This is a genomic window from Rhizobium ecuadorense, assembly GCF_001187535.1.
Classification (GTDB): domain Bacteria; phylum Pseudomonadota; class Alphaproteobacteria; order Rhizobiales; family Rhizobiaceae; genus Rhizobium; species Rhizobium ecuadorense.
Genome location: NZ_LFIO01001758.1, coordinates 1 through 224 on the forward strand (window position 1 = coordinate 1; position 224 = coordinate 224).

General features: G+C 54.5%; 1 protein-coding gene. It reads left to right on the forward strand.

What is annotated here, in order from left to right; all coding sequences use genetic code 11:
- On the forward strand, positions 1 to 224 hold a 224-nt coding region (locus AF337_RS35265; protein ID WP_280138888.1), incomplete at both ends, for an SbmA/BacA-like family transporter.

Sequence of the window (224 nt, forward strand, 5' to 3'; positions counted from 1 at the left end):
TATCGCAAGGAGCTCGTCTATGGTGAAGACCATGCGGAACGGGCTGAGCCGCTGACCGTCAGGGAGCTCTTCGGCAACGTTCGCCGGAACTATTATCGCATGTATTTCCACTACATGTATTTCAATGTCGCCCGTTATTTCTACATCCAGGCCGACGCGCTCTTCGTGGTCTTCATGCTGGTGCCGACGATCGTGGCGGGCACCATCACTTACGGTATCTTCCA